Origin of the sequence: Megasphaera sp. SW808, from assembly GCF_012027795.1 — a bacterium.
In the GTDB taxonomy this organism is placed as follows: Bacteria; Bacillota; Negativicutes; order Veillonellales; family Megasphaeraceae; genus Megasphaera; species Megasphaera stantonii.
The window spans coordinates 1-22093 of sequence record NZ_SJOT01000013.1 but is presented as its reverse complement, the minus strand read 5'-3'; the positions used below and the strand labels follow the sequence as shown (position 1 = coordinate 22093).

The following is a 22093-nucleotide window of genomic DNA, read 5'->3' as shown; positions in this document are numbered from 1 at the left end:
ATCCTGCGTTTTTATTTTCAAATGAAATTTAATTGCGCCATTCGAAAACGCCGCGGTTCAGGACAGCCTTCCCCGTCGTCTTGTTGACCAGCTTGAAGTAAGCCGTTCCTTCACCCATCTTCCAAAGCTGCAGCATAACCGGCGTATCGGGGAACAAGACTGACGTCATCTGCGCCGCCATGCGGGTCATCCGTTCCGGCTCGCCCGGAATCAGCGCGCCTATCGCCATGCGGCAGGCAAAGCCGAAGGAGCACAGGCCCTGCATGAACGACGTTTCAAAGCCCATCTTCTGGGCGTACTGCGGGTCGACGTGCACTAAATTCGTATCGCCGGTCAAGCGGTACAGGAGGTTCTGCACGGGGCTGATATAATCGTCGATTTCAACGTCGGGACCCCTGTCGGGAATCTGGACGGGGCTCTTGGGCATGGGCGCGCCGCCGAAGCCGCCGGCTTCGTGAAAAAAGGTCGTCGAGTAGTTGGTGCATACGTCGTTGCCCGCCTCGTCGCGCACGTCGATGCGCGTGCGCACGACGGCGCCCTTGCCTTCGCCGCGGTCGTATACGTCTGTAATAACATCCTGGTACTGGAAGGTTCCCTTAATCGGATCGATAGGCCGGTGCATGATAATTTCGTGGTCCATGTTCAAGAAGGAAATAGTCGGCTTGATGATGTCATTGGCCAGCATAGACGCCGGCAGAGGCATCCACTGATACGGCCGGACGTTGACCGTCCCCCAGTACGGCACGGTACCGTAGGTCGGGATGGCCTTCAAATACTTCTCATAGGTATACATCAAATCGTCCCGCTTGGCTCCGACTGCCAAAGCGTACAATACGACGTCGCGCCAGTTGTACTCCAGATAGCGCAGCTCCATCTTTTTTCCTACGAGGATTTCATCCAATTTCAGCTTCATCATAATTCACTCCTTCACGTCTTATCAAGTCTATTATATACGTACTATTGTACACGATGGACGCAGGAATATCTACACTACATCCAGGCACCTGACTAGACTTTTATTGCCAATACCTGTCCAACTGAGCAGCAGCAGACTCTATATCGTTGACCAGCTTGCACGTGTGATACCCGTCTGCTACGGCATGATGGACCGACACGGCCAGCGGCAGCAGTATCTTTTCCCCAACAGTCGCAAACTTTCCAAACCGAATAAGGGGAAATAAGAGGGAATTTTCTGCGTACGTATCCTGGGAAAAAGACGTGAAATGAAGCCACGGCACAGCGGACACGGGACAAAAATTAGGCGGTTGGTTGGCTTTCGCTTTGACAAAGCCGCCTACATCTTTATACGTTTCCATATCGCCTACGATGCCGTCGTAAAAGGCACGGGCACAGGGATCGTAGGGGCTCCATATATCGGAAAAGGTCTTATCTTGTTCATGAAACAAGGTATAACACGGCACGACTTCGTCCCAATAGCCGAGACGGCCTTCGACGTCAAAACTCATGCGGAACTCCTGATTTTCATTGACGGCCCGCATAATCGCGTACAGCATAAGAGGGAAAAATTTTAACTTCCTCTCTTTTTGAAACACTCGCAGCGGCGCAATATCAATATGGGCCGTCAGCGTATACCGGCATTTGATTTGGTTATAATAATAGTTGAAGTGGCCGCTGCGGGGCCACGTTTCCCAGTTGATGAAATGAAATGACCTTGCCATAAAAACCCTCCTACTGCCGGGCCTCCATCGCCCGGATTAGATTATCTTTTCTGCTATCAGCACATTCACGGGATACCTCCGCTTTGGCCATCAAATATGGCTCTTCCTCAGGAAGCAATAAACCAGGCGGCTTGGAAGCAAAAGTATTCAGAACACATACGCCGCCCAGCCCACAGGCGCAGGATTCCTTTATGATTTCACAGCGCCGCGACGGCAACAGAAGACGGAATATCCGCTTGAAAACAGTATATCATAGTCCTGCATCGGAATATATTCTTTTATGCCGGCGCGGAAAAAAGGAAAAACAATTCATAAGACCAAAGCATACCAGCCCTCGCCTGGCACAGAGCCGCTGACTGCGGAAGCCGCGCAATATCTGACAGCATCTATCCCCGTTACCATGCAGAAATAGGCAGACAAAGATAAGCGCAGCCTTTTAGCCGCCGACTCCTGCGTCGTAGCATGATTCGGGTAAAAACCATGCGGATTCGTTTATGTATTGATAGGCTCATTTTTATACAATCTTAATACGCTCATCGGCTTCTTTACGCCGCAGTAAGTTCATCTGTGATACAATAATATAATAATCATAATAAGTATCATGAATCGGGTGAATGATATTGGAACCATCAACTTATCCGGAGCTGCATTACCAGCCCAAACAGGGAAAACTGAAAATCTTCTTTGGCTATGCTGCCGGCGTCGGCAAAACATATGCTATGCTAAAAGCAGCCCATCGAGCCAAGCAACAGGGGTTCGATGTCGTCGTTGGATACATTGAGCGGCATACACGCCCCGACACGTTAGCGCTTGTAGAAGGCCTGGAGCAGATTTCCAACAAACTCATCGATTACAAAGGAATTACCTTAAAGGAATTCGACCTAGACGAAGCACTTGCACGACACCCGCAAATACTTCTCGTCGACGAGCTGGCTCACAGCAATGCGCCAGGATGCCGCCATGCCAAGCGGTATCAAGATGTAGAAGAATTGCTCCGCAGCGGTATCGACGTGTATACGACAGTAAACGTCCAGCATTTAGAATCCCTTCACGACTTAGTAGACTCCATCACACAAGTTGCGGTCAGCGAACGCATTCCTGACTCGGTTTTCGATTCAGCAGACCAAGTTGAACTTGTCGATATCGAACCGGATGATCTCATCGCACGACTTCAGTCAGGCAAGGTCTACCAACACCAGCAGGCAGCCCGTGCATTAACCCATTTCTTCACAAAAGACAACTTAATTGCATTACGGGAAATTGCCTTGCGCCGCACAGCCGACCGCTTGAGCCGTAAAGCCCAACAATCAGGAAATAAGACAGCTGCAAAAGCTGGTGAACACATCTTGATCTGCTTGTCCGGAGCGCCATCAAATGCCAAAGTAATCCGTACGGCAGCCCGTATGTCTGAAGCGTTCCACAGCGGATTTACAGCGCTTTTCGTCGAAACATCGGAAACTAAAGAGCTGACAGGAAACAGCTTAAAACGCCTGCGCGACAATATACGTCTGGCAGAGCAGCTTGGCGCGCAGATTACGACTGTTTACGGCGAAGATCCGGCAGAGCAAATTGCCGAATATGCCAAACGCAGCGGCATCACAAAAATCGTACTTGGAAGGACAAATCATCGGGCAGGAACATTTTTTAAAAATAAGACGTTGATAGACAAGCTCACCGATATGGCCGGCGACATTGATATTTATATTATCCCAGACTCACAGCCGCTGTACAAGAAAAAATTTTCCCTCTTTCGCCAGCAAGCCCCTGTCTTTCGCTGGAAGGATTTTTTAAAAACCTTAACCGGTACTGCAGCTGCAACATTAATCAGTTTGGCCTTTTATACACTTGGGTTCAGAGAAGCTAATATCATTATTGTATACCTCCTAGGCGTCCTGCTGACAGCTATATGGACCCGCGGGCGGTTATACGGTGCACTTGCATCGCTTTTCAGCGTATTCGCCTTTAACTTTTTTTCACAGAACCCCGCTTTACATTTGTCGTAACAGATCATGACTATCCGATTACCTTCTGCATCATGCTTATTGCCAGCATGATTTCCTGCACGTTAGCAACGCGCGTAAAAAAACAAGCGCGCTTGTCGGCGCAAAAGGCATATGCCATGGAGCTGCTCATCAACAGCAATCAAAAACTGCAGCAAGGACAGGACGAGCAGGATATTATACAAATCGCTGCCGAACAGCTTGTAGCATTATTGAACCGCCCGATCTTGTACGCTTTAGCCGGCAAAAATCGGGAACTTGAATTCCATGCCGTACCACTATCGGAAGCAAGTAAACTCATCGGTACCATGACGACAACTGAACGGGCCGTCGCCGACTGGGTCGTCAAAAACAACAAACATGCCGGTGCAACTACATCTACCCTGTCTCACGCCCGCAACCTGTATTTATCAGTCCGCGGTAATCAAGAGGTCATGGGCGTCATAGCCATTCCGTCACAGTACTATCCATCTCTTGACGTATTTGAAAAAAATCTCATGATTTCCATATTAAACGAATGCGGGTTAATTCTGGAACGGCGGCGTTTGCGTGAGGAAAAACAGCAAATCGAAATGGAAACACAGCGTGAGCGGCTTCGTGCCAATCTGCTTCGCGCCATTTCCCATGACCTGCGCACGCCATTGACAAGCATCAGCGGCAACGCCGGAATCTTAATGGAAAAAAGCATCGCGCTGGACGAAAAGAAAAAGCGGGATATATACACTTCCATGTACGACGATGCCATGTGGCTCGTCAACCTGACAGAAAACTTATTGTCCATTACGCGCATCGAAAATGGCACGATGAATTTGCAAACAAATGCCGAACTCATTGACGACGTATTCCGCGAAGCACTGTCTCACATAGACCGTAAAGCCTCGGAACATCATATTTCCATAGATCTGGAAGACGAACTGCTCATGGTCAACATAGACGCACGGCTTATCGTGCAAGTCATTATCAACATCGTAAACAACGCTGTCAAATACACCCCTTCTGGTTCCCATATCTGTTTATCGGCAAAGAAACAAGAATCCATGGCCTGTATCTGTATCAGCGACGACGGTCCGGGTATTTCCGAAGAAGCCAAACATCATCTGTTCGATATGTTTTATACTGCTGGCATCGGCAAAGCCGACAGTCGGCGCGGTCTGGGCTTAGGTCTCAGCTTATGCAAGTCTATTATTGAAGCTCATGGCGGTACTATTTCCGTTTATGACAATACACCGCACGGCGCATCCTTTGTATTTACATTACCGTTAGAGGAAGTGAACTTACACCATGTATAAGCCGAAAATACTCATTGTAGAAGACGATCCAGCCATTACCAATCTTCTGCGGACGACGCTGGATACGCAGGAATATCAGTATCATACAGCAAAGAATGGCGCCGGCGCATTGCTTGAAGCCGTATCTTACAATGCCGATGTCATCATACTCGATCTAGGCCTTCCTGATATGGACGGCGTCGATATTATTCACAAAATCCGCACGTGGAGCAGCGTGCCTATTATCGTCGTAAGCGCCCGCAGCGAAGATGCCGATAAAGTCAGCGCACTCGACGCCGGCGCCGATGACTATCTGACGAAACCCTTTAGCATTGACGAGCTGCTGGCCCGGCTGCGCGTAGCCCTGCGCCGGAGCCGGTCAGATGAGACGGCCCCGCAGGGCGAATCGGTTTATCACAACGGCGAGCTGTCTATTGACTATGCCGCCGGCTGCGCCTATTTAAACGGCGAAGAACTTCATCTGACGCCTATTGAGTATAAGCTTTTATGCGTACTGGCCAAAAACACCGGTAAAGTCCTGACGCATAATTACATTTTAAAAGAAGTCTGGGGCAGCGCATGGGCTTCTGATATGCCGTCGCTGCGCGTATTTATGGCGACGCTGCGAAAAAAAATCGAGAAAAAAACGTCATCGCCTCAATATATTCAAACTCATATCGGCATAGGCTACCGCATGATACGAAAATAAAGAACAGGGTCTGCCGCACCTTTTCATGATATGCTCCCTTCTAGGTAGACAAGTGAAATAATAAAAACTTGCCACTTAGGAGGGAGTATATTTTATGTCTGAAGATGCAAAAGAATTATCGCCAGAAGAAAAACTCTGGGCGGTAAAGGAATACCTTTCCGGTAAAGGTAGTACGTACTCTATTGCGGATAAGAATGGAGTTACAGATACCAGTATTCGAAGATGGGTAGACCGTTACAAGATAGATGGGGAAACAGCCTTTCACAGAAAGATAAGGCATCCCCTCTGCCAAGCAGGCGTTCATACCATCCGTGCCTTCATAACCAATTCACGGCACCTGGCTTCTCTTTTACGTCACAAAGCCAGCCCGCATACTAAGTACCCTACGGCGCTGAAAACAGTCGCCATAATCGCGTAGGGCAATTGAGATAAGGCATGATCCATGTTTTGTATGTTACAGCAGCTCGACGTAAGCACCGTCGCGTCAGAATAAAAGCAAGCATGACTGCCCAACACGGCGCCGGACACAATAGCCCCCATCGTCAGCAATAAGTCGGCCTCCAGCGAAACTGCCATCGGAAGCATAACCGGCGACACGACAGCCGTAACGCCCCAACAGCTGCCCGTAGAAAAAGTTAAAGAAGCGACAGTTAAGAATACAATCACAGGAAAAACGCTGCTATCCATATACGGCTCCATACTTTCAATCGCATACTCGGCAATACCGATATCCGTCATGGCCTGCTGCATAAAGAAAGCAAAGAAAATAATCGCAACAGTAGGAATCATATTGCAGAAACCGTGCATCATAAGATCGCAGTACTTGCAGACCGTCATTTTTCCCCGTGGAATGTATAGTATAAAACAAACGGCGATAGCCGCCATAACGGCCTGGAGCAGATCTTCCATCATAATCGCGCCCCCTGTAAGTACGCCGATAGGAATCAGAAAGTCCCACAAATTTCCCGTCATATTTGATGCATCAGCCCATTCTTTCTCTTCTTCCAGGTTCAGCTCTTTGCTTTCCGGCGAATATACATTTCCCGTTTGCCTTACTCTCTCATAGGCCGCTTTCATACGGCCAAGCTTCGGCAGCGCATCATAACAAAACAGCGGCACAAGGATAATGGCGGCAATAGCATAAAAAATATACGGAATTACGTGGCAAAACGTCTGGAGCGGATCGCCCAGCCCCAGCTGCGGCACGCCGTTTTCACTGCAAAACAAGTTGGCAAAAAAGACAGCCCACGTGGAAAACGGAAGAAGCGCACATACCGGCGCGCCTGTCGAATCAATGATATAAGAAATCGTTTCCCTGGGAATCTTATTTTTATCTGTTAGCTTCTTCATACACGTACTAATCGTCATGATATTTAAATAATCATCGACGAAGATGACGATGCCCATAATCCAGGTAACCAGCATCGTCGTCTTAGGGCCGCAGCAAATTCGATCAAGCCATGCAGCAAACCCCAGCGTACCGCGGGCTGCTCCAATTAAGGCAATTAAACTGCCAAACAAAGCGCAAACCATAAATACCCATTGATTCTGCCGATTAGCCAGCACCGAAAACATGACTTCTATCCACGCGGTCACACATCCCCATCCATTCGTAATGACATAGACCAGGCAGGTACCGATAAACAAAGGCTCCAAAGTCCGCTTGGTACGAAGAGCTAATATAATAACAACCACAATAGGAATTAAGGACCATACGCCGTAATTCACTTGAAATCACCTCTTAAAAATTTTTCATCAGTATACCATTCATCTCCTTAAAACAGTGCAAAACATGAATCGTTCAGATTAATGTTGCAAAAAGCTCTTTCCTATATTTCCAGCCGACACGTACTATATGCAGTAATCCTTCAAGACGTCTAACAGCTATCTGCATGCCGGCGTCGTCCGTATAGCCACGCAGCCGCTTCTTGTCAAATAACGCAGCCGGTATAGGGCAAATATTCCTTATTATCCTGCTTTTTTATTCCGAGGCCTCCGTCGTTCATCCCTTCGTCTCTATTGCACGCATACCTCAGAAAGCCTCTGTAAAGCGCCCCCAATCCTTCAAACCAATATGTCCAATTCTGCTGAAACCCATTCTCCAGACTATCGGGCTACCAGCTTTAACCCAAGTAAAAAAACGCTATGACGCGCCTGAGAAAGCAAAAGTCTTCTGTATCGCGCATAGAAAAAGACGGAGGCAACAGTAATATGCCGTTGTCTCCGTCTTTTCCAGATAACCTGTCGTTTATAAAATTCCCATAGCTTTTCCAATTTGGATATTAGCCATCAATACGTTGACGGTAGGCTCGCCAAAGACCCCCAGTACCTTTCCTTCCGTGTTGGCCTTGATAATCTCGCGCACGGTCTCTTCGCTCAAGCCGGAAGCGTTCGCAATTCGCGGAACCTGTACTTCGGCAGCTTCCGGAGAAATGTGCGGATCCAGACCGGAGCCCGATGCCGTCAATAGATCTGTCGGAATATCAGAGGCCTGAACGCCAGGATTTCTAGCTAAAAACACCTGCATATCGGTTTCTACGCGGTCGCGCAGGGCCGGATTTGACGGAGCATAGTTGTTAGACCCGGAGCTCAAACCGGAAAACTCGGTACCGTCCAAATACCGCTGGCTTCCATTGCCATCTTCTGTGTATACATTATAATGGTAGGCCGACGGACGGCTCCACAAATAATAATCTTGTGTAAATTCCTGCCCGACAAATGCCGTACCTACGGCCTGCCCGTTGACAGTAACAATATTGCCCTTGGACTGGCTTGGGAATAACACAGCTCCCAGGCCGCTTAATGCGCAGGGAAACAAAAAGCCGCAAATAAACATAAGCACCACTGATGCTGTTATCGCCTGCCGCGTACCGTCAATGATATTCTTCATGGCTTCATTCATCATACCAAGCATCCTTTCTTACAATCCAATAACTGAAAGCAACGGATAAATCATCAGGTCAATAATCTTGATTCCCGCAAAAGGCACGATTATGCCGCCGACGCCATAAACCAGCAGGTTCCGCGCCAAGAGGCGGCCCGACGACATCGGCCGGTACGCCACGCCTTTCATGGCCAGCGGAATCAGGCAGGGAATGATGATGGCGTTAAAGAGCAATGCCGATAAAATAGCGCTGTACGGCGTCGCAAGATGCATGATATTCAATACGCCGAGCTGCGGAATCGCCATCATAAACATAGCGGGAATAATAGCGAAATATTTCGCTACGTCGTTGGCAATGGAAAAGGTTGTCAGGCTGCCGCGCGTAATAAGGAGCTGTTTTCCGATTTCTACGACTTCCAAAATCTTCGTCGGATCAGAATCCAAATCCACCATATTAGCCGCCTCTTTCGCCGCCGTGGTGCCGCTGTTCATAGCCAGGCCCACATTTGCCTGAGCCAATGCAGGCGCGTCGTTTGTACCGTCGCCGGTCATCGCAACGATTTTGCCTTCGGCTTGCTCTTTTTTAATGAGAGCAATTTTGTCTTCAGGTTTGCATTCTGCAACAAAACCGTCCACGCCGGCTTCTTTCGCGATCGTCGCCGCTGTCAGCGGATTGTCGCCGGTACACATGATCGTCTTGATCCCGATAGCGCGAAGACGTTCAAATCGTTCTGCCATACCGGGCTTTACCATATCCTTCAAGTAGATGACGCCTAAAATCTTATTGTTTTCGCAAACAGTCAGCGGCGTACCGCCCAAGCCGGCGATATGGTCGACCTTCTGCTGCAAATCGGCAGGTATATCGCCGCCCAACGATTGCACATACTGCGAAATGGCGTCAGACGCGCCTTTGCGCACTTTCGTCCCGTTAGGAAGATCTACGCCGCTCATGCGAGTCTGAGCCGTAAAGGGAATAAATTCAGATCCGGCAGTTTCGTTACTTGTATCGCCTAAACGCCGCGCCAACTCTAACGTCGACTTGCCTTCCGGCGTATCGTCGCGCAGGCTGGTCAAGGCGGCGCAGCGAATCAATTCGCTGCGGCTCGCGCCGGCTACAGGTACAAAATCAGCAGCCAGGCGATTGCCGTATGTAATCGTCCCGGTTTTATCTAAAATCATCGTATCTACGTCGCCGCAAGCTTCAACGGCCTTTCCGGACATGGCGATCACATTGAAACGCGTAACGCGGTCCATGCCGGCAATACCAATAGCCGACAAAAGTCCGCCAATCGTCGTCGGAATCAGGCAGACCGTCAAGGCGATAAGGGTAGACGTCTGCAACTGTACGCCAGAATACAGACCGATGGGATACAGCGTCACAATGACAATCAAAAAGATGATAGTCAACGAAACAAGAAGCGTATTCAAGGCAATTTCATTCGGCGTCTTCTTCCGCGACGCCCCTTCGACCAGCGCAATCATGCGGTCTAAAAAGCTGTTTCCTGCGTCGGACGTAATGCGTATTTTAAGCCAGTCAGAAACAACGGTCGTACCGCCTGTAACAGAGCAAAAGTCGCCGCCTGATTCACGGACGACGGGAGCTGATTCGCCAGTAATCGCCGATTCGTCAACAGACGCAATCCCCTCGATGACTTCACCATCGCCGGGAATGACGTCTCCTGCCGATACGATGACGACGTCGCCCCGTTTAAGCTCGCTCGATAAGACGCCCCTTTCCGTTCCGTCGTCAGAAAGAAGGCGAGCCTGCGTATCTTTCTGCGTTTTCTTCAAGCTCGCAGCCTGGGCTTTGCCTCTTCCTTCAGCAACAGCTTCGGCAAAGTTAGCAAATAATACGGTGACAAACAAGACAGCGCAGACGATACCATTGTATACCCGTACGTTCGTCCCTCCTCCGGCGTCGCCAAATACATCAGGAGCTATAAAAAGAACTAAGGTAATGAAAAAACCAATTTCAACGACAAACATAACCGGATTTTTCATCATGTATATGGGATTTAGTTTCTTAAAGGAACCAATAACAGCCTGACGGAGTATTTCAGGCGTAATTAACGGTGTTTGCTTTTTTTTGCTCATAACGTTCCTCCTGGAATCAAAGAGTAAGATGTTCGGCAATCGGCCCCAGCGCAAGTACGGGGAAGAAGGTCAGCGCCGCAAAGATATATACGACAAAGGCCAAAACGACGGCAAAACTCGTCGTATCGGTATGCAAGGTGCCGATCGTCTCGTTAACAAAGCGCTTTTTCATCAGAGAGCCGGCTATCGCAAGCTGGATAACGATAGATATGTACCGGCCAAAGAACATCGCCAGCCCTGTCGTGATATTCCAAAACGTCGTATTATCAGCCAGGCCCTCGAACCCTGAACCGTTATTCGCCGCTGCCGAAGCATATTCATATAAAACTTGGGAAAGACCGTGAAAACCAGGATTGGTAATCCCTTCCGTACCTCCCGACGTCCCTACAGCCAAAGCAGAAAACGCCAGGATAAGCAGCGGATGGACAATGATGCACAAGGCTGTCAATTTCATTTCCCGGCCTTCAATTTTCTTGCTCAAGTATTCCGGCGTCCTGCCGATCATCAGCCCGCAGATAAATACAGCCAGAATAGCGTACATAATCATATTCATCAGTCCGACGCCCTTACCGCCAAAAACGACGTTGAGCATCATATGAAGCATAGGAATCATGCCGCCGAGAGGGGTCAGGGTATCATGCATGTTATTGACCGTACCAGTCGTAAACGATGTCGTAACTGTCGTAAATAACGCCGACTGCGCAACGCCGAAACGCACTTCTTTTCCTTCCATGCTGCCCATAGACTGGCTCAGCCCGGCTTGAGCCAATACAGGATTGCCCTGGCTTTCTGCCCAGAAGCATACGCTCAGTCCGATGAGGAAGATAATGCCCATAGCGGCAAACATACTGCGGCCTTCTCTGCCAAAAAATCGGGCCATCAGTCCTGCCGGATTCGCTTTCACAGGCGCCGCTCCACTATCGCCGGCAAAACCTGCAGGGGCAATCGCTGCGTCACGCTTGCGGTCGCGGACCATGTTTCCGAAGGTCACGACGCAGGAACCAGGTAAAAGCATCATGGCGTACAGTTCAATCAAATCAGAAAGAATCGTCGGATTTTCAATAGGCGTAGCTGAATTCGCGCCGATAAAACCGCCGCCGTTCGTCCCAAGGTGCTTAATGATTTCCAGCGAGGCCACAGGGCCCATGGCAATGATTTGCTTTGCCCCTTCTATCGTATTGACGACGAGATTTTCAGAAAAGTTCTGGGGAACGCCCTGCCATATGAGAAGCAGTCCGCCGGCAATAGAAAACGGCAGCAGCACGCGCGTCGTAATGCGGACGAGATCGGCAAAGAAATTGCCGACATGGTCGGCCGAGGAACCAGCTAACCCGCGGATAAAGGCAATACAGGCGGCGTACCCTGTCGCGGCGGAAACGAACATCATATACGTAATAACCAGCATTTGCGATAAATAGGATAAGCCTGCTTCACCAGAATAATGCTGCAAGTTCGTATTGGTCATAAAGCTGATAATGGTATTAAAAGAGAGAAATTCTTCCATTGCGCCGATGTCATTAGGATTGAGCCACGCTATATATTGCAGGCGCAATATAGCATAGCCCAAAAAAATCATGACGGCATTCGTCCCGACTAAAGCAAATGCGTATTGTTTCCAGGTCATCTGGCCCTGGGGTCTAATGCCGCAGACAGCGTAGATGCAGCCGTCGACGCGATCAAACAGCGGATCTGCAAAGGTACGCTTTCCCGCTGCAATCTTATATACATACTGACCTACGGGAACGACCACTATCAAATAAATAATAATGGACAATATAATTTGTAACATACTCAGTTCCTCCTGTAGATATTAAAACTGTTCCGGGTGCACTAATGCGTAAACAAGATACAAGCCTAACAGCATAGTGATACTTCCAAGGATTAACATGATTTCTTCCTCCTTATTCGCTTCTATTTACCTGGCTGCCGCACCATTTGATCAACAAAAATACAATGCCGATGCAAAGGGCGGTTATACCTATGACTGCAAGATCTGCCATATGCGTATCCTCCTGTCTTTCATTTTTGTATTATGATGATAGCACGTTTGCTATAAGCATAGTCTTCATATTTTTACCTGGCCGTTAAGATAGTATAAATAGTAAATTCGCCGGCCACAGTCAGTTGGCAGAAATCACTCCGCAACAAACCTTTTGCAAGTCAATGCAAAACGCCGTATCATAAACATATGACCTAAACCATACAGACAGGACGTGAAAGTAATGGCGCAGCATATTACAGTCGTTGAATACGATCCTCATTGGAAAGAAGCTTATGAGAAAGAAACCGCCCTACTGCAAAACATCTTGGGAAAAAATTGCACAGCTATATATCACATCGGCAGTACAGCCGTACTCAACCTGGCGGCCAAACCCATTATCGACATCATGCCCGTCGTCGCCGTCTTATCTGTCGTCGACCAGAAAAAGGCGGATTTCGAGAAAATCGGATATGAATATTTAGGCGAATTCGGCATGGCCGGACGGCGCTACCTGCGTAAAGGAGGCGACGAACGAACGCATCAAGTGCATATTTTCCAAGAAAATGACCTCTACAACATTGAGCGTCACCTGGCTGTCCGCGATTTCCTGCGAACTCACGAAACAATAGCTAGTCAATACGGCGCATTGAAAAAATCCTTGGCTCGTTGCTATCCCTATGACATCGAATCCTATTGCGACGGCAAAGATGCATTTGTAAAAAACTGGAGCAACAGGCGCTGCGCTGGAAAGAAACCCATGCCGCAGCGCATAATTTGACGAGCCGTTCTATAAATGATATAGTTAAAATTAAATAAAGTTAAAAATATGTCGTGCAAGGGTCTATTTTCTTATACAGCCAAAAGAGCCGTATGGCCTGGTTATATAAAAACAGGATGAGTTCAACGCCATGCCGATACGGCACGCACTGAAAGGGGATTGAGCTATGAAAAACACGGTAGCCACATTACAAGCACAAAAAGATAATCATGACAAGATTACCATGCTCACGGCTTACGACTACTCGACAGCCAAAATTATGGACGAAGCAGGCATCAACATGCTGCTCGTCGGCGATTCCCTCGGCATGGTCATGCTCGGCTATGAAGACACCCTGCCGGTCACAATGGAAGACATGATCCATCACACCAAAGCCGTATCGCGCGGCGCAAAAAACGCCTTCGTCGTCGGCGACATGCCCTTCATGTCCTACCAGACATCCATTTACGACGCCGTGTACAACGCCGGCCGCCTCATGAAGGAAGGCCGCTGCCACGCCGTCAAGCTCGAAGGCGGCATGAGCGTATGCCCGCAGATTCAAGCCATCGTCGAAGCGGGAATCCCCGTCGTCGGCCACATCGGCCTGACGCCCCAGTCGGTCAACGCCTTAGGCGGATTTAAAGTACAAGGCAAGAGCGAAGAAGCGGCCCGCAAGCTCATCGAAGAAGCCAAGGCCGTCGAGGCGGCCGGAGCCTTTGCCATCGTCCTCGAATGCGTACCGGCAAAACTCGCCGAGCTCATTACGGCATCCCTGCGCATCCCGACCCTCGGCATCGGCGCCGGCGTCCACTGCGACGGCCAAATCCTGATTTATCAGGACATGCTGGCCCTGTTCAGCGACTTTACGCCGAAATTCGCCAAGCAGTTCGCCAACGTCGGAGCCCTCATGAAGCAGGCCTTCGCCGACTACATCAAGGAAACAAAAGAAGGCGCCTTCCCCGGCCCGGAACACGGCTTTAAAATCGACGACGAAGTCATTGAAAAATTAAAACAGTAAAAAACAAAAAAGCTATGCCTTCCCATGGAAGACATAGCTTTTGATCGTTGATACGCCATATGCCAAAAATATATACGACAGCCTTTGACATAGCCCGTATATATCGCATATACTAAACATCTAGGCGCTGCAAAAAGCGGTAGGCGGTTAATCCTGGCCCCGGAAAGGGGCGATGCCCTATGACACCATACGACCTGTTGGCCTTCGTGTTCTTAGTGGCAATTTGCATTATTGCATTAAAAGCATAAAAGGAAATCCGCCCCACAGCTACCAACTATAGGCGGATTTTCTTTTTTCCTATGATATGGGGCTGACCGTTGCCGGCAGCGCCTTTTTTCTATGTTTATTATACGTAAATCCTGTCAATTCGTCAAATATCCGAGACGCTACGGCTCGTAAATATCGCCGTATTCCTTATGCCGTTTGAGCCACGCTGACGCATAGGAACACGACGCGCCGGTTTTACGGCCTGTACTGCGGATGTAATCCGCCGCGGCCTGCACCAGCATTCCCGCCGTTCCCTGCCCCTGCTGCGACGGGTCGACGCCCGTATGGACAATATCGTATTTCCCGTTCTGATCCTGAAGGAAATCAATCTCACCGACAGTCTTTCCCTCTTCATCTTCTATCCAAATTCGCTTGTCGCTGTATAACATCTTCATGGCATATCATCTCCTTTATTTCTAGTATATCCCATGGAGGCTGCCATGTATGTTGTTTTTCTAACAGAAAAGTATATCAAAAAAGAATGCTATTCCCATTTAATCCTTTTTGAATCATCTACATACAGCTCTTTATTTCGAATATCCTTTTTCAGCATGGAAAAGAAGGTAATCAACAGCAAGGCAATAACCAAAAGCAGCGGAATAACGATGAGACTTGTAACAGACTGTATTGTTGTCAGCACATTTAATCCCGGTACAAACTGCTCTAAACAAAGAATTCCTAATGGTAAAAGCAATACTAAAAATCCCCAAAAAACCTTATACCAGCTTGCAGGCTCTTCATCGTTTTTAAGATTTTTAGACGTTAACGTTGCAACTACCGTCGACGCTGCCGTAGCACCGCAAGCTAAGGTAACAAATACGACGACCATATACACGACGATAGCTATTGCCGACAACGGGAGAGACTGCAAAACAGCCAGCACGGCTACATTATTTCCGCTGTCCATTGCAATTTGAGATAATTGCAGTCCGTTGACCAACTGTTGATAGATGCCGTAATTTCCCAGTACGGCAAAAGCCAGCCAGCAAGCCAAGGTGGTCCAAATGCATCGAACGATTGCAATCTCACGGAAGGTTCTTCCGTATGAAACACGAGCCAGCCATAAGCCGTCCGAAATAGTACAGCCTAAATACCATGCCCAGTAAAATACGGTCCACTGCTGCACAAACCCAGTTTGCGCAATAGCGTCGGTATTAAAACTCATGTGAACAAATTCGCGAATATTCGTACCAACAGCCATTGTAAAATTATTGATAATAAACGACGTCGGTCCCGCCAGAAGGATAAACAAGAAAAACGCCAAAGCCAATTTAACATTGAAATTACTGATAATGCTGATGCCTTTTGCAATACTCTTAGATGTTGAAAGGATAAAAAACACCCCAAACACGACAATAACAGCTATCCGCAACCCAAAAGTAATTTCAACGCCTAACAAATATCCAGCTAATTCTGCCAAGATAGACGTCCCCAAGCCAAATGTGCAAACTAAGCCACCAATATATCCAAAAGCTACTAATCCATCTATTACTTTCCGAAGAACTTTTATCGGCAAAGAGTTTCCTTTTAACACAGATTTGCACAAATCCGAAAGATTTAGAGAATCAACTTTTTTGTTCCAAAAGATATAGCCTAAGGCTAACGACACAGGCAAATAGATCGCCCAAGCGGCAAATCCCCAATGAAACATTCCGTAAGGCAATGCATACTCATACGCCTGAATAGATTGCGGCGCAATGCCAAAGGGCGGCGTCTCCACATAATACATCCATTCAACCATGCCAAAAATAAAAATTCCCGCACCGGCAGCAGAGCACATGTTCATCGCCGCCCAGGAAAACGTCTTATAGTGAGGCTTCGCATTCGCGCCGCCAAGACGAATATCTCCGTATTTGGAGAACATAATAAATACAGCAAAGACAGAACTAAGAAACGCAATCAACATAAAGGCCCAAGGAAAATTTATTGTCATGACATCGTAAAAAACGCTAATGACATACGCCGTTCCTTCGGGAACAACAATCATAGGAATGACCAAAGCAAATAGTAATCCTACGCCTAATAATGCAACAGGCAGATTGATATTTTTTAACATTCCATTTCCCCCTTTACTTAGCTTTTGCAAACACAGTAAGAGCTTGGCGAAAATCAGCAATCAAGTCCTGTATATCCTCTATTCCGACAGAAATACGAATCAAGCCTTCTTCCATTCCCATTTTAATTAACTGTTCCGTGGTAAATTCAAAACGAAACGCTGTGGCTGGATGAGCAATAGTCGTCTTATAGCCTCCTAATGTGCCGAGATATTTAACAAGCTTGAGCCGATGCATAAATTCATTCACTTTTTCCCGATCATCTTCTACCCGAAAACTGAGCATCGCACCGCAGCCATTTGGCATTAACTGCATCGCTAATTCATGCTGGGGATGATTTATCAGCGACGGATAGTTAACGTACCGCACATGGCAATCTTCCTGCAGAGCTTCAGCCAGTGCCTTTGCATTCGCAAACTGTCGGGACACCCGCATCTCCATTGTTCGAATACTTCTCAGCATAAGCCAAGAGCTATTCGGATCCAAGCAGGTTCCAAACAATAAATAATCAGCATATATCTTTTTCATCAGTTCATTGCGTCCTGTAATGCAACCAGCCGTGAGATCGCTGTGTCCACCGAAATATTTCGTCATGCTGTGGATAACAATATCAGCTCCGTGTTCAAGGGGACGCAGGGCAAAGGGGGTGGTAAACGTGCTGTCCACAACGACCAGTGCTCCGACACGATGAGCTATATCGACAATACTGTCTATATCTACTACGCGAATAAGTGGATTCGTTATAATTTCCGTATAGATAATCTTCGTATTGTCTCTAACAGCACGCTGTACTTCCTCGCGATTTGTTAAGTCAACATATGTCACTTCCATGCCGAATTTAGTAATAATCCGGTCAAACAACTCAATCGTTTCACCATAAATTGCATTGCTTGTAATAATATGATCGCCAGCCTTCGCTAACGAAAGGAGGGTTGTAGAAATAGCAGCCATCCCGGAAGAACACACTAAAGATTGTTCTCCCTGTTCCAGAAAAGACACTGCATCCGCTACATTATCCCGATTCGGATTTGCTGTGCGGCAATAATAATATTTATTGCCCTGACTGGCGTTATCATAATCGTCCATATCGCAGATAATATTCGCCGTCGACACATAAATAGGCGGGGTTTCCGGCCTCTCCACCGGCATTTTAGGTTCGCTGCCTACATAAAGAATTCCTGTCTTTTTAGTTACGGTTTCATACATCATGCATTCGCCTCCATTAAATATTGTCAAAATATCGGTTCTTTTCTTTCTACGTAAAGGGTAAACCTTAAGGTCGGAGGCGAGTCAAATACTTTTATATTAAAAAAAAGAATAGCACCGCCATGATGCAGCGCTATTCTTCTAAAAAAACGATAGTATGCAACTGATTAATTGCATTTTTATCATCACTTTATACATTTTCCTTTGCCTGTAACCTTCTTGCTACAACAATGTTGCGCAAAAACGCCTTATGAAATATAAATTTGAATCTCATACGGCGCATTGCTCCAATCTACCAGATTTTCTTCAAATTCAAGCGCCAATACCATATTCGGCAAATTATGATCGGGAAAAAATTTTTTCAGCGCGTTTACGTCCCACTGTTCTTTCAATATAGGCGTCCTAAAACAAAGATATTCCCCTGCGGGGAGCACCTTATATTCTGAAACATATTCCTTAGGTCGGCGCGTTAAATACGTAAAATACGATTTAGGCCTGAATGTGCCGGAAAAAAAGTCGGAAACAGACATAACATATCCATATTGTCTCCGATAAGGCAAATCCCGAAGACGATCCGAGCCCTTCGCCTCTGCCAAACGGATTTCCATATCGGCCAATTCATCCGTGTCATAGCAAGGCACCTGAATGATATGCCGTTCGGGCAAGTATAAATGATACCATTGCTGCAAATCCGACGTTCGGCTCATATAGGTAAAACAATCAATGTACCATTCTATATCTTTTATACGCTCTTTAACCCGCTCTAATTCCCGATGTGCATTTCGCCATTCTGCTTCTAAGGCTTGAATCATAGCCTCCGCCGTTCCATCTTTAATAATCGCGCCAATTTCCGCTAGATTAAGGCCCAACCCCTGCAAATATTTTATCCGATCAATGATATGAAATTGATCGTACGTATACCATCGATACCCCGTATCTTCTGATATTTTCTTAGGTTTTAAAATTCCGATTTTCTCGTAATGCCTAAGAGTCGTTGTTGTCACGCCTAATAATTTTGCTGTTTCCCCGATAGAGTAATACTCTTTCATCATATTATCCCCTATATACCGCGATTAAAACGCATCCCATTCGGCAAAGCGCTCGTTCATGCGCTTTTTCTTTTGCTTCGCCTTTGCCGGCCCTTCTGACGCCGGGCCGAAGGGCATTTTTCCTGCTTCTACTGTGCGCTTATAGAACAGGGCGACGGCTTCTTCTTCGCTTAATCCCATGCGGGCAAAGATAGCCGCCGCTTCCTTGCGCAGCTGTTCATCTATCATCCTGGTGTTCCGCCCCTTTCTCCATACGCCTGCGATGGCGTTCTTCCGCTTCGCCGTTGATGCCGTCGAGAGTCGCCATATGCCCTACGGCATACAGCATTGTCTTCAGCATGACGACGCCCAGCACAGCTCCCGTACCTTCTCCCAGAGCCATGTCAGCGTGGATAGGCACGTCGTATTCATCTATACCGCACAGCCGCAAGGCCGCGCTCATGCCGGGCTCGCGGGAAATATGCGACGGCAGCGCATACTGCCGCACGGCCGGATGGGTCTTCACGGCGCAGGCCAGGGCTACGGCTGTAATAAATCCGTCGATGTAAAACGGCAGATGAACGTCGGCACAGGCCAGCATTGCGCCGTACAAGGCAACTAAGTCGAATCCGCCGACGCAGCGCAGGGCGTCCTCCGGCGTCTGGATTTCCTCTTTATATTTTTGCAGCGCCTCCTTGACGACCTGCTCTTTGTGAAACCAAAGGCGGTAATTGCCCCTAGACGAGCCGTGGCCGACGAGAAACGCGCTGCCGGCCGGCGCTATGGCCGTCAGCACGGCGGCCGACGTCGTCGTGTTTCCTATGCCCATTTCACCGAAGGACAGGATGTTGCATCCCCGGGCTTTCGCCGCTTCGACCCGTTCCCTGCCGACGGCGGCGGCGCGGGTAAATTGTTCCGTTGTCATCGCCGGCTGTACCGAAAAATCGGCCGTCCCTCTGGCGATTTTCCTGTCGACGCCGACGGCGTCTTCACTGTCGATGCCGACGTCTACGACTTCGTAGGGAATGCCGTGACAGCGGCAGAAGCAGGTCACAGCCGACGTTCCTTCCGTCATATGCACGCTCTGCATATACGTAATATCCGACAACTGAGCTACGACGCCGGAGCGGACGACGCCGTTGTCCGCGGCAAAGATAATATGGCGAGGACGAAGTTCCTCCTGAAAGGAGCCCCAGGCCAGGAAAACCTGACGCACCTGCTGCTCCAGCAGGCCCAGGCTTCCCGGCGGCTTGGCTAAGTTATGGAGCCGTTCGTCTACTTGCGCTGCAAAATCCATTATACCGTCATCCCTTTATAAGCCAAATAGGCGCGCCGCCGCGCCTCACCCTGCTCATCCAGCGCCGGCAGCGTTACGCCGTGGGGCCGGGCCTGTCCCGTTTCCTCTTCGATATGGACGAAGGATACGAAGCATTCCGCCGCCATGGCCCCGTCGGAGCGCCGCGTCATGGCGATATGTGCGCCGACGCTCGTCGTCCCGGCATAGACGACGGTACTGGAAATGTCGATGGTGTCGCCTTTGCGGACCGGCCGGAGAAACCGCAGCCCGTCCAATCCCAGGCAGACGATATGGCCGCTGTTCAGAAAGCTTTGCACGGCCAGAAAGCCGCACTCGATCATATACGACGCCGCCTGCCCGGCAAACAACGTATCATGAGGATTTAAGTCCTTTCCCAGTACCATATGCGCCGCCGATACGTGCCTGTCGATTCCCGTCATAGTCATTCCTCCCCAACTTACCGTTAATGTATCTATTGTATCATACTATAGCGAGGAAATAAGCCTATTCTAGCCTTGAAAATTCGTTTTTTTTATGTCAAAATAAAACAATATAGAGGGGGTATAGTATGTCTACGATTAAAGATATCGCTCGTGAAGCCGGCGTTTCCATCGCCACCGTTTCCATCGTCCTGAACGGCAAGGGACAGGAACGAAAAATTTCCAAGGAAACGCAGGCCCGGATACACCAAATCGCCAAACAGCTGAAATACGTGCCGAACCAGTCGGCTAAAAAGCTGCGGGCTACGCAGAAAAACAGTTACGCCATAGCGTTTTATTGGGCGACGGACTTCCGCATCAATTACCTGGCCCGTATTACGCTGGGTATTCAAAAAGAAATTATGCAGCAGAATAAGGTCGTCCACCTGACCGTCGTGCCCTACGAGGTCGACAACCTGAAAAAGCAGATGGAAACGACGCAGAATGAATTTTTTAACGGCATCATCATCGCCAATATGTCTAACGCCGACATGGAATATTTAAACTCCTGCGACATTTCCTATCCCGTCGTCCTGTTCAACAGGGAATCGCCGAAATACAGCAGTGTCACCATGGACAACTACGAAGTCGGCGCCCAGGTCGCCCGCCATTTTCTCGACAAGGGCATCTACGACGCCGGCGTGCTGACCCACGACACGACCTTCCCCATCATGCGCATGTGGATGAAAGGCTTTCTCGACACCTTTGCCGAAACGGGCCATCCCGTTCCGGAGGAAAATATCGTCCTGTGCGACACGTCGTCGTCCAGCGCTATCGACGCGACGAAGAAGCTCTATGCAGAAAAGCGCCTGCCGAAGGCCATGTTCTGCGAATCCGACGTATTGGCTCACGGCATGTTGTTCGCCTGCCATGAATTAGGCGTCTCCATTCCCGGCGACGTAGAAGTATTTACCATCGGCATCAACATGGCCGAATTCAACGATTACGCCATTCCGTCCTTGTCCCGCATCGATATTCCCATGCGGGAAATCGGCGAAAAATGCCTCCATCTCCTCGTCGACCTCATCGAAAAGAAGACGCCGAATCCGACAGTCGTCTACGCCGAGGGCATTAAAATCATTGGCCAGTCGTCGCCGGAAGCCTAATGGCCCGGCCGGAGGAGAGGGGATTCCGTTGCGCCGCCGCGGCAAACATGGTATACTGAACCTATCTTGGGGGAGTATGGGTTCTGGTGTGCCCTCTGGTCTTCAAAACCAGTATGAGGAGTTAAGAGCTTCTTAGGTAGGTTCGATTCCTACACTTTCCCGCCAACTACCCGACAAGGCAGCCCGCAAAGCCGCCTTGTCTTTTTTAGTATCTAGCCGCTCCGTTTGCCTTTGCAATAGAAGCAGCCCGATAAAAAAGCGAAGAC

At 48.6% G+C, this 22093-nt stretch carries 19 protein-coding genes and 1 tRNA gene; 7 read left to right on the top strand and 13 right to left on the bottom strand.

What is annotated here, in order from left to right; translation table 11 throughout:
• Positions 1-28 precede the first annotated feature (28 nt).
• Positions 29-916, bottom strand: a complete 888-nt coding sequence (locus E0L13_RS06450) for a MaoC/PaaZ C-terminal domain-containing protein (protein ID WP_168061136.1) — start codon at positions 914-916, stop codon at positions 29-31.
• Between the two features lie 100 nt (positions 917-1016).
• Positions 1017-1679, bottom strand: a complete 663-nt coding sequence (locus E0L13_RS06445; protein WP_168061134.1) for a CatA-like O-acetyltransferase — start codon at positions 1677-1679, stop codon at positions 1017-1019.
• Between the two features lie 620 nt (positions 1680-2299).
• On the opposite strand from E0L13_RS06445, the gene E0L13_RS06440 reads away from it, so the two are divergent.
• The 3 genes from E0L13_RS06440 to E0L13_RS06435 all read left to right on the top strand — a co-directional run bounded on the left by E0L13_RS06440 (position 2300) and on the right by E0L13_RS06435 (position 5656).
• Positions 2300-3682: a DUF4118 domain-containing protein gene (locus E0L13_RS06440; RefSeq protein ID WP_240924678.1), complete on the top strand. Its 1383-nt coding sequence runs from the start codon at positions 2300-2302 to the stop codon at positions 3680-3682.
• A gap of 116 nt (positions 3683-3798) precedes the next feature.
• On the top strand, positions 3799-4968 hold the full coding sequence (locus E0L13_RS11875; protein ID WP_240924677.1) for an ATP-binding protein: 1170 nt from the start codon (positions 3799-3801) through the stop codon (positions 4966-4968).
• Positions 4961-5656 (top strand): response regulator transcription factor, encoded by a 696-nt coding sequence (locus tag E0L13_RS06435; protein WP_168061132.1) that lies wholly within the window; start codon positions 4961-4963, stop codon positions 5654-5656. The genes E0L13_RS11875 and E0L13_RS06435 overlap by 8 nt, the downstream gene beginning before the upstream one ends.
• 354 nt (positions 5657-6010) lie before the next feature.
• Here E0L13_RS06435 and E0L13_RS06425 read toward each other — a convergent pair whose 3' ends face one another.
• The 4 genes from E0L13_RS06425 to E0L13_RS06410 form a co-directional block, all read right to left on the bottom strand.
• Positions 6011-7252 (bottom strand): Na+/H+ antiporter NhaC family protein, encoded by a 1242-nt coding sequence (locus E0L13_RS06425; protein WP_206081555.1) that lies wholly within the window; start codon positions 7250-7252, stop codon positions 6011-6013.
• Positions 7253-7904: 652 nt separating this feature from the next.
• Complete coding sequence (gene kdpC, locus E0L13_RS06420; protein WP_206081554.1) at positions 7905-8561, bottom strand: K(+)-transporting ATPase subunit C; 657 nt, start codon at positions 8559-8561, stop codon at positions 7905-7907.
• A 15-nt stretch (positions 8562-8576) separates the two neighbouring features.
• Positions 8577-10634 (bottom strand): potassium-transporting ATPase subunit KdpB, encoded by a 2058-nt coding sequence (gene kdpB / locus E0L13_RS06415; protein WP_168061126.1) that lies wholly within the window; start codon positions 10632-10634, stop codon positions 8577-8579.
• Positions 10635-10650: 16 nt separating this feature from the next.
• Complete coding sequence (locus tag E0L13_RS06410; protein WP_168061124.1) at positions 10651-12423, bottom strand: potassium-transporting ATPase subunit KdpA; 1773 nt, start codon at positions 12421-12423, stop codon at positions 10651-10653.
• Between the two features lie 433 nt (positions 12424-12856).
• Between E0L13_RS06410 and E0L13_RS06400 the strand changes: the two genes are divergently transcribed.
• Together E0L13_RS06400 and panB are read left to right on the top strand one after the other, a co-directional pair.
• Positions 12857-13393 carry a GrpB family protein gene (locus E0L13_RS06400; protein WP_168061122.1) on the top strand — a complete coding sequence of 179 codons (537 nt, stop codon included), beginning with the start codon at positions 12857-12859 and terminating at the stop codon, positions 13391-13393.
• A 166-nt stretch (positions 13394-13559) separates the two neighbouring features.
• Complete coding sequence (panB, locus tag E0L13_RS06395) at positions 13560-14390, top strand: 3-methyl-2-oxobutanoate hydroxymethyltransferase (RefSeq protein WP_168061120.1); 831 nt, start codon at positions 13560-13562, stop codon at positions 14388-14390.
• Between the two features lie 386 nt (positions 14391-14776).
• Here panB and E0L13_RS06390 read toward each other — a convergent pair whose 3' ends face one another.
• From E0L13_RS06390 to E0L13_RS06360, 7 genes are all read right to left on the bottom strand, one after another.
• The gene (locus tag E0L13_RS06390; RefSeq protein ID WP_107196149.1) at positions 14777-15052 is read right to left on the bottom strand and encodes a GNAT family N-acetyltransferase; all 276 of its coding nucleotides are present in this window, start codon (positions 15050-15052) and stop codon (positions 14777-14779) included.
• A gap of 89 nt (positions 15053-15141) precedes the next feature.
• Positions 15142-16713: a BCCT family transporter gene (locus E0L13_RS06385; protein ID WP_087478156.1), complete on the bottom strand. Its 1572-nt coding sequence runs from the start codon at positions 16711-16713 to the stop codon at positions 15142-15144.
• Between the two features lie 13 nt (positions 16714-16726).
• Positions 16727-17920 carry an aminotransferase class I/II-fold pyridoxal phosphate-dependent enzyme gene (locus tag E0L13_RS06380; RefSeq protein WP_168061118.1) on the bottom strand — a complete coding sequence of 398 codons (1194 nt, stop codon included), beginning with the start codon at positions 17918-17920 and terminating at the stop codon, positions 16727-16729.
• A gap of 245 nt (positions 17921-18165) precedes the next feature.
• Positions 18166-18969, bottom strand: coding sequence for a helix-turn-helix domain-containing protein (locus tag E0L13_RS06375; protein WP_204246362.1), 804 nt, complete (start codon positions 18967-18969; stop codon positions 18166-18168).
• Positions 18970-18990: 21 nt separating this feature from the next.
• Positions 18991-19194 (bottom strand): type II toxin-antitoxin system RelB/DinJ family antitoxin, encoded by a 204-nt coding sequence (locus tag E0L13_RS06370; RefSeq protein ID WP_206081553.1) that lies wholly within the window; start codon positions 19192-19194, stop codon positions 18991-18993.
• Positions 19184-20242, bottom strand: a complete 1059-nt coding sequence (locus tag E0L13_RS06365; RefSeq protein ID WP_168061116.1) for a nicotinate-nucleotide--dimethylbenzimidazole phosphoribosyltransferase — start codon at positions 20240-20242, stop codon at positions 19184-19186. The genes E0L13_RS06370 and E0L13_RS06365 overlap by 11 nt, the downstream gene beginning before the upstream one ends.
• Positions 20242-20682 (bottom strand): hotdog domain-containing protein, encoded by a 441-nt coding sequence (locus E0L13_RS06360; RefSeq protein ID WP_168061114.1) that lies wholly within the window; start codon positions 20680-20682, stop codon positions 20242-20244. The genes E0L13_RS06365 and E0L13_RS06360 overlap by 1 nt, the downstream gene beginning before the upstream one ends.
• 128 nt (positions 20683-20810) lie before the next feature.
• Here E0L13_RS06360 and E0L13_RS06355 point away from each other — a divergent pair, with 128 nt between their 5' ends.
• Both E0L13_RS06355 and E0L13_RS06350 read left to right on the top strand, forming a co-directional pair.
• Positions 20811-21827, top strand: coding sequence for a LacI family DNA-binding transcriptional regulator (locus E0L13_RS06355; protein WP_168061111.1), 1017 nt, complete (start codon positions 20811-20813; stop codon positions 21825-21827).
• A 68-nt stretch (positions 21828-21895) separates the two neighbouring features.
• Positions 21896-21992, top strand: a tRNA-Sec gene (locus tag E0L13_RS06350).
• Positions 21993-22093: the final 101 nt, after the last annotated feature.